The 11,753-nt window shown below is 61.4% G+C and carries 11 protein-coding genes and 3 tRNA genes; 7 read left to right on the top strand and 7 right to left on the bottom strand.

The genetic code is table 11. The annotated features are described in order from the left end of the window. The first annotated feature begins 12 nt into the window (after window positions 1-12). The 3 genes from arcA to arcC are packed head-to-tail and all read left to right on the top strand — an operon-like array spanning window position 13 to window position 3,235. Window positions 13-1,269, top strand: coding sequence for an arginine deiminase (gene arcA, locus N8H22_RS05165; protein ID WP_264589548.1), 1,257 nt, complete (start codon window positions 13-15; stop codon window positions 1,267-1,269). A gap of 10 nt (window positions 1,270-1,279) precedes the next feature. Further along, on the top strand, window positions 1,280-2,290 hold the full coding sequence (locus N8H22_RS05160; RefSeq protein WP_264589547.1) for an ornithine carbamoyltransferase: 1,011 nt from the start codon (window positions 1,280-1,282) through the stop codon (window positions 2,288-2,290). 15 nt (window positions 2,291-2,305) lie between these two features. Continuing rightward, window positions 2,306-3,235, top strand: coding sequence for a carbamate kinase (gene arcC, locus N8H22_RS05155; protein ID WP_264589546.1), 930 nt, complete (start codon window positions 2,306-2,308; stop codon window positions 3,233-3,235). Window positions 3,236-3,441: 206 nt separating this feature from the next. Here arcC and N8H22_RS05150 read toward each other — a convergent pair. From N8H22_RS05150 to N8H22_RS05140, 3 genes are all read right to left on the bottom strand, one after another. Continuing rightward, window positions 3,442-3,526, bottom strand: a tRNA-Leu gene (locus tag N8H22_RS05150). Window positions 3,527-3,579: 53 nt separating this feature from the next. After that, window positions 3,580-3,655 (bottom strand) — tRNA-His (locus N8H22_RS05145). A gap of 35 nt (window positions 3,656-3,690) precedes the next feature. Beyond that, window positions 3,691-3,767: transfer RNA gene (locus N8H22_RS05140), tRNA-Arg, on the bottom strand. Window positions 3,768-4,041: 274 nt separating this feature from the next. On the opposite strand from N8H22_RS05140, the gene folD reads away from it, so the two are divergent. Beyond that, window positions 4,042-4,896: a bifunctional methylenetetrahydrofolate dehydrogenase/methenyltetrahydrofolate cyclohydrolase FolD gene (gene folD, locus N8H22_RS05135; protein ID WP_264589545.1), complete on the top strand. Its 855-nt coding sequence runs from the start codon at window positions 4,042-4,044 to the stop codon at window positions 4,894-4,896. Window positions 4,897-4,958: 62 nt separating this feature from the next. Here folD and cysS read toward each other — a convergent pair whose 3' ends face one another. Both cysS and N8H22_RS05125 read right to left on the bottom strand, forming a co-directional pair. Next, entirely contained in the window at window positions 4,959-6,344 is a 1,386-nt protein-coding gene (cysS, locus tag N8H22_RS05130; protein WP_264589544.1) for a cysteine--tRNA ligase, read from the bottom strand. Beyond that, a complete protein-coding gene (locus N8H22_RS05125; RefSeq protein ID WP_264589543.1) occupies window positions 6,344-8,014 on the bottom strand; it encodes a glutamine--tRNA ligase/YqeY domain fusion protein in 1,671 nt (556 codons plus the stop codon). Before N8H22_RS05125 ends, cysS begins: the two co-directional genes overlap by 1 nt. A gap of 197 nt (window positions 8,015-8,211) precedes the next feature. On the opposite strand from N8H22_RS05125, the gene N8H22_RS05120 reads away from it, so the two are divergent. Together N8H22_RS05120 and lpxH are read left to right on the top strand one after the other, a co-directional pair. Further along, window positions 8,212-8,706 (top strand): peptidylprolyl isomerase, encoded by a 495-nt coding sequence (locus N8H22_RS05120; protein ID WP_264589542.1) that lies wholly within the window; start codon window positions 8,212-8,214, stop codon window positions 8,704-8,706. 7 nt (window positions 8,707-8,713) lie between these two features. Next, the gene (gene lpxH / locus N8H22_RS05115) at window positions 8,714-9,436 is read left to right on the top strand and encodes a UDP-2,3-diacylglucosamine diphosphatase (RefSeq protein ID WP_264589541.1); all 723 of its coding nucleotides are present in this window, start codon (window positions 8,714-8,716) and stop codon (window positions 9,434-9,436) included. 4 nt (window positions 9,437-9,440) lie between these two features. On the opposite strand, the gene miaE is transcribed toward lpxH, so the two are convergent. After that, window positions 9,441-10,073 carry a tRNA isopentenyl-2-thiomethyl-A-37 hydroxylase MiaE gene (miaE, locus tag N8H22_RS05110; protein WP_264589540.1) on the bottom strand — a complete coding sequence of 211 codons (633 nt, stop codon included), beginning with the start codon at window positions 10,071-10,073 and terminating at the stop codon, window positions 9,441-9,443. Between the two features lie 268 nt (window positions 10,074-10,341). On the opposite strand from miaE, the gene N8H22_RS05105 reads away from it, so the two are divergent. Next, the gene (locus N8H22_RS05105) at window positions 10,342-11,202 is read left to right on the top strand and encodes a universal stress protein (protein WP_264589539.1); all 861 of its coding nucleotides are present in this window, start codon (window positions 10,342-10,344) and stop codon (window positions 11,200-11,202) included. Window positions 11,203-11,233: 31 nt separating this feature from the next. On the opposite strand, the gene N8H22_RS05100 is transcribed toward N8H22_RS05105, so the two are convergent. Then, window positions 11,234-11,710: a DUF1289 domain-containing protein gene (locus N8H22_RS05100; protein WP_264589538.1), complete on the bottom strand. Its 477-nt coding sequence runs from the start codon at window positions 11,708-11,710 to the stop codon at window positions 11,234-11,236. Window positions 11,711-11,753 lie beyond the last annotated feature (43 nt).

The following is an 11,753-nucleotide window of genomic DNA, read 5'->3' as shown; positions in this document are numbered from 1 at the left end:
AGGAGATTTCCAATGCCCCTTACCACCCAGCAACTGGGCGTACATTCCGAGGTCGGCAAGCTGCGCAAGGTACTCGTCTGCTCCCCCGGTCTGGCACACCAGCGGCTCACCCCCTCGAACTGTGATGAGCTGCTGTTCGACGACGTGCTGTGGGTCAGCCAGGCCAAGCGCGATCACTTCGACTTCGTCACCAAGATGCGCGAGCGCGGCGTCGAGGTACTGGAGATGCACAACCTGCTCACCGAAGTCCTGCAGGATGCCGAAGCGAAGCGCTGGATTCTGGATCGCAAGCTCACGCCCAATCTCGTCGGCCTGGGCTTGCATGACGAAGTACGGGCGTGGCTACAAGAGATCGAACCGCGGCGGCTTGCCGAGTTCCTCATCGGTGGCGTATCCGCTGGTGACCTTCCGGCCAGCGATGGCAGCGATGTTGTACGAATGTTCAAGGAGTACCTCGGCCACTCCAGCTTCATCCTGCCACCGCTACCGAACACGCTATTCACCCGCGACACCACCTGCTGGATCTACGGCGGCGTAACGCTCAACCCCATGCATTGGACTGCGCGCCGCCAGGAGACCCTGCTAACCACGGCGATCTACAAGTTCCATCCCACTTTCGCCACCGCCGATTTCAGGATCTGGTACGGCGACCCGGACCTCGACCACGGGCTGGCCACGCTCGAGGGTGGCGACGTCATGCCAATCGGCAACGGCGTGGTGCTGGTCGGCATGGGGGAACGCTCCTCCCGTCAGGCCATCGGTCAGCTGGCGCAATCGCTGTTCCGTGGCGGCGCGGCCGAACGCGTGATCGTCGCCGGATTACCGGTCAATCGCTCGTCAATGCACCTGGATACCGTATTCAGTTTCTGCGATCGCGACCTGGTGACCATCTACCCTGAGGCTGTCCAGGCGATCACCCCTTTCAGCCTGCGTCCGGACGACAGCAAACCCGGCGGCATCGATGTACGCCGCGAGCAGAAGAGCTTCCTTGAGGTGGTTGCCGAGGCGCTGGGCATAGCGAAACTACGCACGGTGCAGACCGGCGGCGACAGCTACGAAGCCGAGCGCGAGCAGTGGGACGATGGCAACAACGTGGTAGCGCTGGAGCCCGGCGTGGTGATCGGCTACGACCGCAATACCTACACCAATACCCTGCTGCGCAAAGCCGGTGTCGAAGTCATCACCATCGACGCCAGCGAACTGGGCCGCGGGCGTGGCGGCGGCCACTGCATGACCTGTCCGATCATCCGCGACTCCGTTGACTACTGAGGCAATCGTCATGGCCTTCAATCTGCACAACCGCAACCTGCTCAGCCTCACCCACCACAGCGAGCGGGAGTTGCGCTACCTGCTCGATCTGGCCCGCGACCTCAAGCGCGCCAAATACAGCGGTACCGAACGTCAGCACCTCAAGGGCAGGAACATCGCGCTTATCTTCGAAAAGACCTCCACCCGCACCCGCTGTGCGTTCGAGGTCGCCGCGTACGATCAGGGCGCCAATGTCACCTACATCGATCCGACTTCCTCACAGATCGGCCACAAGGAAAGCATGAAGGACACCGCACGGGTGCTGGGGCGCATGTACGACGCCATCGAGTACCGGGGGTACAGCCAGCACATCGTGGACGAGCTGGCGCAGTTTTCCGGCGTACCGGTGTTCAATGGCCTGACCGATGAGTACCACCCCACCCAGATGCTCGCCGACGTGCTGACCATGCGCGAACATGGCGATAAGCCGCTGCATGAGATCAGCTACGCCTACGTGGGTGATGCGCGCAACAACATGGGCAATTCGCTGCTGCTGGTCGGTGCAAAGTTGGGCATGGACGTGCGAATCGGTGCACCCAGGGCGTTATGGCCGAACGAGGAACACCTTGACGCCTGCCGGGCCTTTGCCGAGCAATCCGGCGCCCGCCTGACGTTGACCGAAAGCGCGCATGAAGCAGTTCGCGGCGTCGACTTCGTCCACACCGACGTCTGGGTATCGATGGGCGAGCCGGTCGAGGCGTGGAGTGAGCGTATCGCCTTGTTGCTGCCCTACCAGGTCAACGGCGAGCTGATGAAGGCGACCGGCAATCCGCGGGTGAAGTTCATGCATTGCCTGCCGGCCTTCCACAACGCCGAAACCAAGGTGGGCAAAGAAATCGCCCAGCACCATCCGCAGCTGGCCGGTGGCATCGAGGTCACCGATGAGGTTTTCGAATCGCCCGCAAGCATTGTCTTCGACCAGGCTGAGAACCGCATGCACACCATCAAGGCCGTGCTGGTGGCGACGCTCGGCAATATCTGAGACGGAGGACCAACGATGCGTATCGTCATTGCCCTGGGTGGTAACGCCCTGCTGCGCCGCGGCGAACCGATGACCGCGGACCGGCAACGCGAGAACGTGCAGGTCGCCTGCCGCCAGATCGCGCTGATCGCGCCGGACAACCAGCTGGTGATCGCCCACGGCAACGGCCCCCAGGTGGGCCTGCTGGCACTACAGGGCGCGGCATACGCCCCGGACGGTGTCTATCCGCTCGACGTGCTGGGTGCGCAAACCGAGGGTATGATCGGCTACATGATCGAGCAGGAACTGGGTAACGTGCTGCCTGCCAACACACCCCTTGCCACGCTGCTGACCCAGGTCGAGGTGGATCCGGCCGACCCGGCTTTCGCCATGCCAACTAAACCCATCGGCCCGGTCTATCCTCGCGAGGAAGCCGAGCGTCTGGGATCGGAGAAGCGCTGGAGCATGGCCGTCGATGGCGAGCATTTCCGGCGCGTGGTCCCGAGCCCGCGCCCCCAGCGTATCTTGGAGATTCTGCCGATTCGCTGGCTGCTGGATCACGGCTGTGTGGTGATCTGCGCAGGCGGTGGCGGCATTCCGACCGTTCAGGACGAGCAACAGAGACTGCACGGCATCGAGGCTGTGATCGACAAAGACCTGTGCTCGGCACTCCTGGCCGAGACACTGCAGGCCGACCTGCTGCTGATTGCCACCGACGTCGACGCAGCCTATACGGATTGGGGCACGGCTCAACAACGGGCCGTCGCCCAGGCTCACCCCGACGAACTGGAGCGACTGCCGTTCGCTGCCGGCTCCATGGGCCCCAAGGTTCAGGCGGCCTGCGAGTTTGCCCGGCATACAGGCAAGGACGCGGTCATCGGCGCACTGGAAGATATCGAAGCGATCATTGAAGGGCGAGCTGGAACCCGGATCAGCGTAACCACCCTCGGCCTGTTTTATCGTTGATAGGCAAGCCGTCGCGTCCCTCCGCCATCCACGCTCTCATCACTGGGGCGCGCTTATCGTGAGGAGTGTCCAGTACCAGCTGAGCCAACCGGGAATCAGGCGTAGAGGAACCCTACCCCTGGTGAGAATCAAACAGGCATAAAAAAAGCCCTGTTACGGGCTTTCGGCAATTGTCGACGGCTAAAGAAGATCGAACAATCATGTGATGGTGCGGACGGAGAGACTCGAACTCTCACACCTTGCGGCGCCAGAACCTAAATCTGGTGTGTCTACCAATTTCACCACGTCCGCGAAAACGTGCTTCAAACGAAAACGCCAGGCAGTGCCTGGCGTTTTCTGGAATATGGGGTGGACGAAGGGGATCGAACCCTCGACACCAGGAGCCACAATCCTGTGCTCTACCAACTGAGCTACGCCCACCATATTGCATTTGCTTGCGTTGCCAGAGCCCATAATGGCGCACCCGGCAGGACTCGAACCTGCGACCATCCGCTTAGAAGGCGGATGCTCTATCCAGCTGAGCTACGGGCGCTCTTATCTGCATTCTGTTCGGAGCGCAGACTTGAAGCTCCGGCTATAGAAGAGGTCTCCCCTTCGAAAGCCATCTTACCCAGCAGCAGGCTGTGCTCGACAAGCGGGGCGCATGTTATAGAGGCTCCCACAGGCCGTCAACAGGAAAATCAAAAAAATTTCATTGAGATAAAGGAGTTACGGGAATTGCCTGTACCCCTGCCTTTGCCGTATCGCCTCGGCATGCGAGAATACGCGTCCTTTTTTAATCCTTTCCGAGTGGTTAACCAAGCGTCATGACCGCACAACTGATCGACGGTAAAACGATCGCTGCCAATATCCGCCAACAGATCGCCAGCCGCGTAATCGAGCGCCGCGCTCAAGGGCTTCGCGCGCCGGGACTGGCAGTCATTCTGGTCGGCAGCGACCCAGCTTCCCAGGTTTACGTAGCGCACAAGCGCAAGGACTGCGAAGAGGTGGGCTTCAATTCCATTGCTCACGACTTGCCGGCCGATACCCGCCAGGAAGATCTCCTGGCGCTGATCGATCAACTCAACGACGATCCGGCGATCGACGGGATCCTGGTCCAACTGCCCCTGCCCAAGCAACTTGATGCCTCGCAGCTGCTGGAGCGTATCCGCCCCGACAAGGACGTAGACGGCTTTCACCCCTATAACGTCGGCCGACTGGCTCAACGCATGCCACTGCTACGCCCCTGCACGCCCAAAGGCATCATGACGCTGCTGGCAAGCACCGGGGTCGATCTGCACGGCCTTGATGCCGTCGTTGTCGGCGCTTCGAACATCGTTGGTCGCCCCATGGCGCTGGAGTTGCTGCTGGCTGGCTGCACTACCACCGTGACCCACCGCTTTACCCGCAACCTTGCCGATCATGTAAAGCGCGCCGATCTGGTCGTGGTCGCCACCGGCATCACCGGCTTGGTAAAGGGCGAATGGATCAAACCTGGAGCCATCGTCATTGACGTGGGCATCAACCGTCAGGCCGACGGTCGCCTGCTTGGCGATGTGGAATTCGAGCCCGCCAGTGAGCGTGCGGCCTGGATCACGCCTGTGCCAGGTGGTGTCGGCCCGATGACCCGCGCGTGCCTGCTGGAGAACACCCTGCACGCTGCAGAACATCTGCACGGTTAACCGCTACAAGATCTCTAAACAGCAACGGCACCTTATGGTGCCGTTGCTGTTTAGTCTGTCGCTCAATCAGCCAAACGCCACGTCGTTCCACCCTTTCCATCCTCCAGCACCACGCCCATGGCGGTGAGCTGATCGCGGATGCGATCGGATTGGGCCCAGTTCTTCTCGGCGCGCGCGGCCAGGCGCGCGGCGATCAGCGCCTCGACCTCGGCGGCGTCGACCTTACCAGCGGCACCGGCCTGCAGGAAGGCGTCGGGATCGAGCTGCAACACCCCGAGCACACCGGCCAGTTCCTTGAGGCGCGCGGCCAGCGCGGCAGCGGCGTTCAGATCGCTGTCACGCAGGCGGTTGACCTCGCGGATCATCTCGAACAGCACCGCGCAGGCTTCCGGCGAGTTGAAGTCGTCATCCATCGCCGCGCCGAAGCGGGCGACGAACTCGTCGCCACCGGCAGGCGCTGCGTCCGGCAGACCCTTGAGGCCGTTGTAGAAGCGCTCCAACGCACCCTTGGCCTCGCGCAGGCTGTCCTCGGAGTAGTTGATCGGGCTGCGGTAGTGGCTGGACACCAGCAGGTAGCGCACCACCTCGGGGTGGTACTTCTCCAGCACCTCGCGGATGGTGAAGAAGTTGCCGAGGCTCTTGGACATCTTCTCGCCGTCGACGCGCACCGCGCCGGCGTGCATCCAGGCGTTGGCGTACAGCTTGCCGGTGGCCGCCTCGCTCTGCGCGATCTCGTTCTCGTGGTGCGGGAACACCAGGTCCGGGCCGCCGCCGTGGATGTCAAAGGTCTCGCCCAAGCAGCAGGTGGACATCACCGAGCACTCGATGTGCCAGCCCGGACGACCGGGACCCCACGGCGATTCCCAGCTCGGCTCGCCCGGCTTGGCACCCTTCCACAGCACGAAGTCGAGCGGGTCTTCCTTGGCCTCGTCGACCTCGATGCGCGCACCGATCTTCAGGTCCTCGATCTTGCGGCGCGACAGCTTGCCGTAGCCCTCGAACTTGCCGACCCGGTAGTAGACATCGCCGTTGCCCGGGGCGTAGGCGAAGCCCTTGTCGATCAGGGTCTGGATCATCGCGTGCATGCCGGCGATATGGTCGGTGGCACGCGGCTCGATATCCGGGCGCAGCACGTTGAGGCGCGCCTCGTCCTCGTGCATAGCGGCGATCATGCGGCCGACCAGATCCTGGAACGACTCGCCATTCTCCTTGGCGCGCTTGATGATCTTGTCGTCGATGTCGGTGATGTTGCGCACGTAGGTCAGCTCATAGCCGCGATGGCGCAGCCAGCGGGCGACCACGTCGAACGCCACCATCACCCGCGCATGGCCGATGTGGCAGAAGTCGTAGACGGTCATGCCGCACACGTACATGCGCACCTTGTTGCCTTCCAACGGCTTGAACGCGTCCTTGCTCTTGGACAGGGTGCTGTAGATGGAAAGCGTCATCACTGCCCCCAGGAATCGCGCAGGGTGACGGTGCGGTTGAACACCGGGGCGCCCGGCTTAGAATCCTTCAGGTCGGCGCAGAAGTAGCCCTCGCGCTCGAACTGGAAGCGTTCTTCCGGCGCGGCATTGGCCAGCGACGGTTCGGCGCGGCAGCCCTTGAGCACCACCAGCGACTCCGGATTGATGTTGTCGAGGAAGCTGCCGCCCTCCTCGTCGGTCTTCTCCGGGTTCGGGGCCTTGAACAGGCGGTCGTACAGGCGCACTTCGCACTCGACGCTCTCGGCGGCTGGCACCCAGTGGATCACGCCCTTGACCTTGCGCCCTTCCGGGTTCTTGCCCAAGGTGTTCTCGTCGTAGGAGCAGCGCAGCTCGACGATGTTGCCGGCTTCGTCCTTCACCGCCTCGTCGGCGCGGATCACGTAGCTGCCGCGCAGGCGCACTTCGCCGCCGGGGATCAGGCGCTTGTAGCCGGCCGGCGGGACTTCCTCGAAGTCGCTGGCGTCGATGTAGATCTCGCGGGAGAACGGCAGCACGCGCGCACCCATGTCCTGCTTGGGATGGCGCGGCAGTTCGAGGTTCTCGACCTGGCCTTGCGGATAGTTGGTGATCACCACCTTGAGCGGCTTGAGCACGCACATGGCGCGCGCGGCGTTGGCGTCCAGGTCCTCGCGGATGGCGAATTCCAGCATGCCGATGTCGACCAGGCCGCCGGCGCGGTTGACGCCGATCATGTCGCAGAAGGTGCGGATTGAGCCCGGGGTGTAGCCGCGGCGGCGATAGCCGCTCAGGGTCGACATGCGCGGGTCGTCCCAGCCCTCGACGTGATTCTCGTCAACCAGCTGCTTGAGCTTGCGCTTGCTGGTGATGGTGTAGTTCAGGTTGAGGCGGGCGAACTCGTACTGGCGCGGCTTGGCCGGCACCGGCAGGTTGTCGAGGAACCACTCGTAGAGCGGGCGGTGATCCTCGAACTCCAGGGTGCAGATCGAGTGGGTGATGCCTTCCAGGGCGTCCGACTGACCATGGGTGAAGTCGTAGCTCGGGTAGATGCACCACTTGTCGCCGGTCTGGTGGTGATGGGCGTGGCGAATGCGGTAGAGAATCGGGTCGCGCAGGTTCATGTTCGGCGACGCCATATCGATCTTGGCGCGCAGCGCACGGGCGCCGTCCGGGAATTCGCCGGCTTTCATACGCGCGAAAAGGTCGAGGTTTTCCTCCACGCTGCGCTCGCGGAACGGGCTGTTCTTGCCCGGCTCGGTCAGGTTACCGCGGTATTCGCGGGCCTCGTCGGAGGACAGGTCGCAGACATAGGCCTTGCCGGCTTTGATCAGATGAATCGCCCAGTCATGCAACTGGTCGAAATAGTCCGAGGCGTAATGCTCCTCGCCGGCCCACTTGAAGCCCAGCCACTCGACGTCAGCCTTGATGGCATCGATGTATTCCTGGTCTTCCTTGGCCGGATTGGTGTCGTCGAAACGCAGGTTACACTCGCCACCAAACTCCTCGGCCAGGCCGAAGTTCAGGCAGATCGACTTGGCGTGACCGATATGCAGGTAGCCGTTGGGCTCCGGCGGGAAGCGGGTAATGATCTTGGTATGCTTGCCGCTGTCCAGGTCGGCCTGGACGATCGGGCGCAGGAAGTTGGCGGCTTTTTCGACGGTGGGCTTGCTCATGGTGTCCTTAGCGATCAGCGAGTGCGGCTCAGGGTAGGCCGACCAAAACAAAGCGCTTATCATAGCGGACCCGTCAACCCCCTGACAGAGCAAAGCGCCTTGCGCAAGGCTGTCACCTGGGCCGGCGACACCTCGGACACGGCTCGTCAGCGCACTGACCGCGTCCTCCCTGCCTGCCACCGAAACGGAATCCACCGATGATCAAACTGCATACCAACTACGGCGTCATCACCGTCAAGCTGTTCGAAGACAAGGCCCCGGAGACCACGGCCAACTTCAAGGAATACGTGAAGAGCGGCCACTACGACGGCACCATCTTTCACCGCGTGATCGGCAATTTCATGATCCAGGGCGGCGGTTTCGAGCCAGGCATGAAGCAAAAAACTACTCGCGCGCCGATCAAGAACGAAGCCAACAACGGCCTTTCGAACAAGACCGGTACGTTGGCGATGGCCCGCACCATGGAACCCCACTCTGCCTCTGCGCAGTTTTTCATCAACGTCAAGGACAACGATTTCCTCGACCACAGCGCGCCGACCGTACAAGGCTGGGGCTATGCCGTATTCGGCGAAGTCACCGACGGCATGGAGGTAGTGGAAAAGATCAAGGGCGTGCCGACCACCATGAAATCCGGACATCAGGACGTTCCGGTGGAGGACGTGGTAATCGAGAAGGCCGAGATCGTCGAGTAACTCACGCGTGATACTGCTGATCTCCGATCTGCATCTCGAAGAGGAACGCCCGGATATAACCCGGGCGTTCCTCTATTTTCTCGAGAGCCGCGCCTGCAAGGCCGATGCACTGTACATCCTCGGTGACTTCTTCGAAGTCTGGATTGGCGACGATGCCATGACGCCTTTCCACCACTCCATCGCCCGCGCCTTGCGCCACCTGAGCGATCAAGGCACGCGAGTATTTCTCATGCACGGCAACCGCGACTTTCTGCTCGGTAAAGCTTTTTGCCGCGAAGCTGGCTGCTCACTCCTGCCCGACCCCAGCCGCATCGAGCTGAATGGACAGCATGTTCTACTGCTGCACGGCGACAGTCTGTGCACCCGCGACGAAGCCTACATGCATCTGCGCCGCCGGCTAAGGAACCCGCTCAGTCTGTTCATCCTGCGCCACCTGCCTCTATCCACGCGCCGCAAGCTGGCCCGCAAGCTACGCAAGGAAAGCCGAGCGCAGACGCGAATGAAAGCCAGCGACATCGTCGACGTCACACTGGACGAAGTGCCGCGCCTGATGCGCGAGCATGACGTGCGCACTCTGATCCACGGGCATACGCATCGCCCGGCGACCCACACGCTGGAACTCGATGGTCAACCTGCGCAACGCATTGTCTTAGGCGACTGGGACCGCCAGGGCTGGGCACTGCAAGTCGACGAGCATGGCTTCCATCAGACCCCATTCAGCCTGAGCTGAAATCTCAGGCCGCGTGCGGTACGCCACTGTGAAAGCGAAACTCGGTGTCAGGACTCTCAATCAATTCGCGCTCGACGAGCCGCACCCGCTCGATCGAACGATCGACATCAGCAACCTCACCGTACTGGTAAGCAAAGCGCAGATAATTCTGGAAATGCCGGGCCTCTGACTTCAACAAGCCGAAATAGAATCTGCCCAATTCCTCATCGAGATGCGGCACAAGTGCCTCGAAACGCTCGCAGGAACGCGCTTCGATAAACGCGCCAACCACTAGGGTATCCGTGAGCTTGTGCGGTTCATGCGTGCGAACAACCGCGCGTAACCCCGACGCGTAGCGGCTCGCCGACACCGGGCGAAGCGCGATTTTCCGCCGCTTGAGAATCCGCAGCACCTGCTCGTGGTGAACCAATTCCTCACGAGCCAGACGCGACATGTAATTGATCAGATCGATGTGCTGGCCGTACTTAGCAATCAGGCTCAACGCGGTTGAGGCGGCCTTGAACTCACAGTTTTTGTGGTCGAGGAGCATCACCTCCGGCTGGGACAACGCGGCACCAACCCAAGCATCAGGGGTCCGGCATCCGAGGAAATCGTGTATTTCAGGCAGCGTAGCCGCCCTTCTTGCCTTGTCGTTCATTGCCGAATCCAGATCGCAGTCGTCGTCCCGCATTCGCCGGGGCGTACAGCCCGATGGCGGCTGCGCCTCTATCGATTGCCCGGATCGATCAGCTACCTCTCGATATTCACGACGGTAATAAGCATGTGAAGCCATGGCCGGGCGTGTCATGGGGCGGGCATTATACGAATGCTGGGCAACCCGGCCAGTGTTGCTTGATATACATCAGCGCCAGCACCGCCGGGTTGTTTATAGTTGACCAACCCGCATCAAGGAAATGGAGCCGATCATGCTGGCCATTCGCTGCATCCTCGTGGTATTGGACCCCAATCAGCCACAATCGCTGGCTCTCAAGCGTGCCCACCTGATATCCAGTGTCAGCCAGTCGCGCCTGCACCTGTTGGTTTGCGATGGCAAGCACGACCACAGTGCCTATCTCGAATCGCTGCGCGAGCAGTTGACGAGTGAAGGTCATAACGTAAGCGTGCAGCAGGCCTGGCACGAAAACGTCCATCAAACGATCATCACCGTGCAACAAGCCGAAGGATGCGGACTGGTCATCAAGCAACACGTGCCAGACAGCCCGCTCAAGCGTGCGCTGCTGACACCGGAAGACTGGAAGCTGCTGCGTTATTGCCCATGTCCGGTACTCATGGTGAAAACCGATACGCCCTGGAAAGGCGGCAACATCCTCGCCGCGGTGGATGTCGGCAATGCCGATCTGGAGCACCGCACACTACACGCCACCATCGTCAGCCACGGCTATGAGATTGCCGGCCTTGCCGATGGCCAGCTCCACGTCATCAGCGCGCACCCCTCGGCGATGTTGTCCGCGGCCGACCCTGCGTTTCAATTGAAGGAAACCATCGAGGCGCGCTATCGCGAGGCGTGCAAACAGTTTCAGGCGGACTACGGCATTGCCGACACGCAGCTGCATATCGAAGAAGGTCCAGCCGACGCACTGATTCCCCGCGTCTGTCACCAGATCAAAGCTGTGGTAACGGTCATTGGCACGGTCGCGCGGACCGGCTTCTCCGGCGCGCTGATGGGCAACACTGCCGAGGTGGTGCTCGATACCCTGGAAAGCGATGTGCTCGTACTCAAACCGGATGAGATCATCGACCACCTAGAGGATCTTGTCCGCCATTGACCTGCGCGCAAGTCGCGCTGAGCGACTTGCGCTAAATACGCTGTTCGATGCCGGCGACGAGAAAACGCGGCGCTATATATCGCTCGTAATGCGCCGCCGACAGCAGAAAGAACTCTCGATCGATGGCATCGCGCAGCTGCGGCAACGACCACTGTCGAAACTCAGGCAGCAGGGCAACGCCATACGCCTCCAGTTGCTGGATGACCCGAGAACCGCGCGCGAGCAACTGATAAGCCCAGCAGTACGGTGATTGCTCGACTACGAAACGGATCTGCCGAGTCTCCAGCTGCTGACGCAGCAAGCGCGCATCGAATACCTCCAGCTTCGCGGTCATCACCTGGGCTAGCAGCTTCTCCAGCCGCAGCCAAACCGCCCGCTTCTCCTCATTGCTATAAGCATTCCAATTCACCACCTCATGGTGGAAACGCTTGCAGCCACGGCAAACCAGGTCACCGTAAACCGTCGAGCAAAGACCCACGCATGGGGTTTTGATACGTTGATTGGACATAGCACAAACAGCTGAAAGATCGGCGCAGCATCTTAGACTTTTG

The sequence above is a fragment of the Stutzerimonas sp. S1 genome (genome assembly GCF_025966695.1).
Taxonomy (GTDB): Bacteria; Pseudomonadota; Gammaproteobacteria; order Pseudomonadales; family Pseudomonadaceae; genus Stutzerimonas.
The sequence above is the reverse complement of the archived record's forward strand: the minus strand, read 5'-3'. Positions and strand labels throughout refer to the sequence as shown.

Coding starts and splice junctions, on each gene's coding strand:
- arcA (WP_264589548.1), top strand. CDS start 13: ATGCCCCTTACCACCCAGCAACTGGGCGTACATTCCGAGGTCGGCAAG.
- N8H22_RS05160 (WP_264589547.1), top strand. CDS start 1,280: ATGGCCTTCAATCTGCACAACCGCAACCTGCTCAGCCTCACCCACCAC.
- arcC (WP_264589546.1), top strand. CDS start 2,306: ATGCGTATCGTCATTGCCCTGGGTGGTAACGCCCTGCTGCGCCGCGGC.
- folD (WP_264589545.1), top strand. CDS start 4,042: ATGACCGCACAACTGATCGACGGTAAAACGATCGCTGCCAATATCCGC.
- cysS (WP_264589544.1), bottom strand. CDS start 6,344: ATGACGCTTTCCATCTACAGCACCCTGTCCAAGAGCAAGGACGCGTTC.
- N8H22_RS05125 (WP_264589543.1), bottom strand. CDS start 8,014: ATGAGCAAGCCCACCGTCGAAAAAGCCGCCAACTTCCTGCGCCCGATC.
- N8H22_RS05120 (WP_264589542.1), top strand. CDS start 8,212: ATGATCAAACTGCATACCAACTACGGCGTCATCACCGTCAAGCTGTTC.
- miaE (WP_264589540.1), bottom strand. CDS start 10,073: ATGAACGACAAGGCAAGAAGGGCGGCTACGCTGCCTGAAATACACGAT.
- N8H22_RS05105 (WP_264589539.1), top strand. CDS start 10,342: ATGCTGGCCATTCGCTGCATCCTCGTGGTATTGGACCCCAATCAGCCA.
- N8H22_RS05100 (WP_264589538.1), bottom strand. CDS start 11,710: ATGTCCAATCAACGTATCAAAACCCCATGCGTGGGTCTTTGCTCGACG.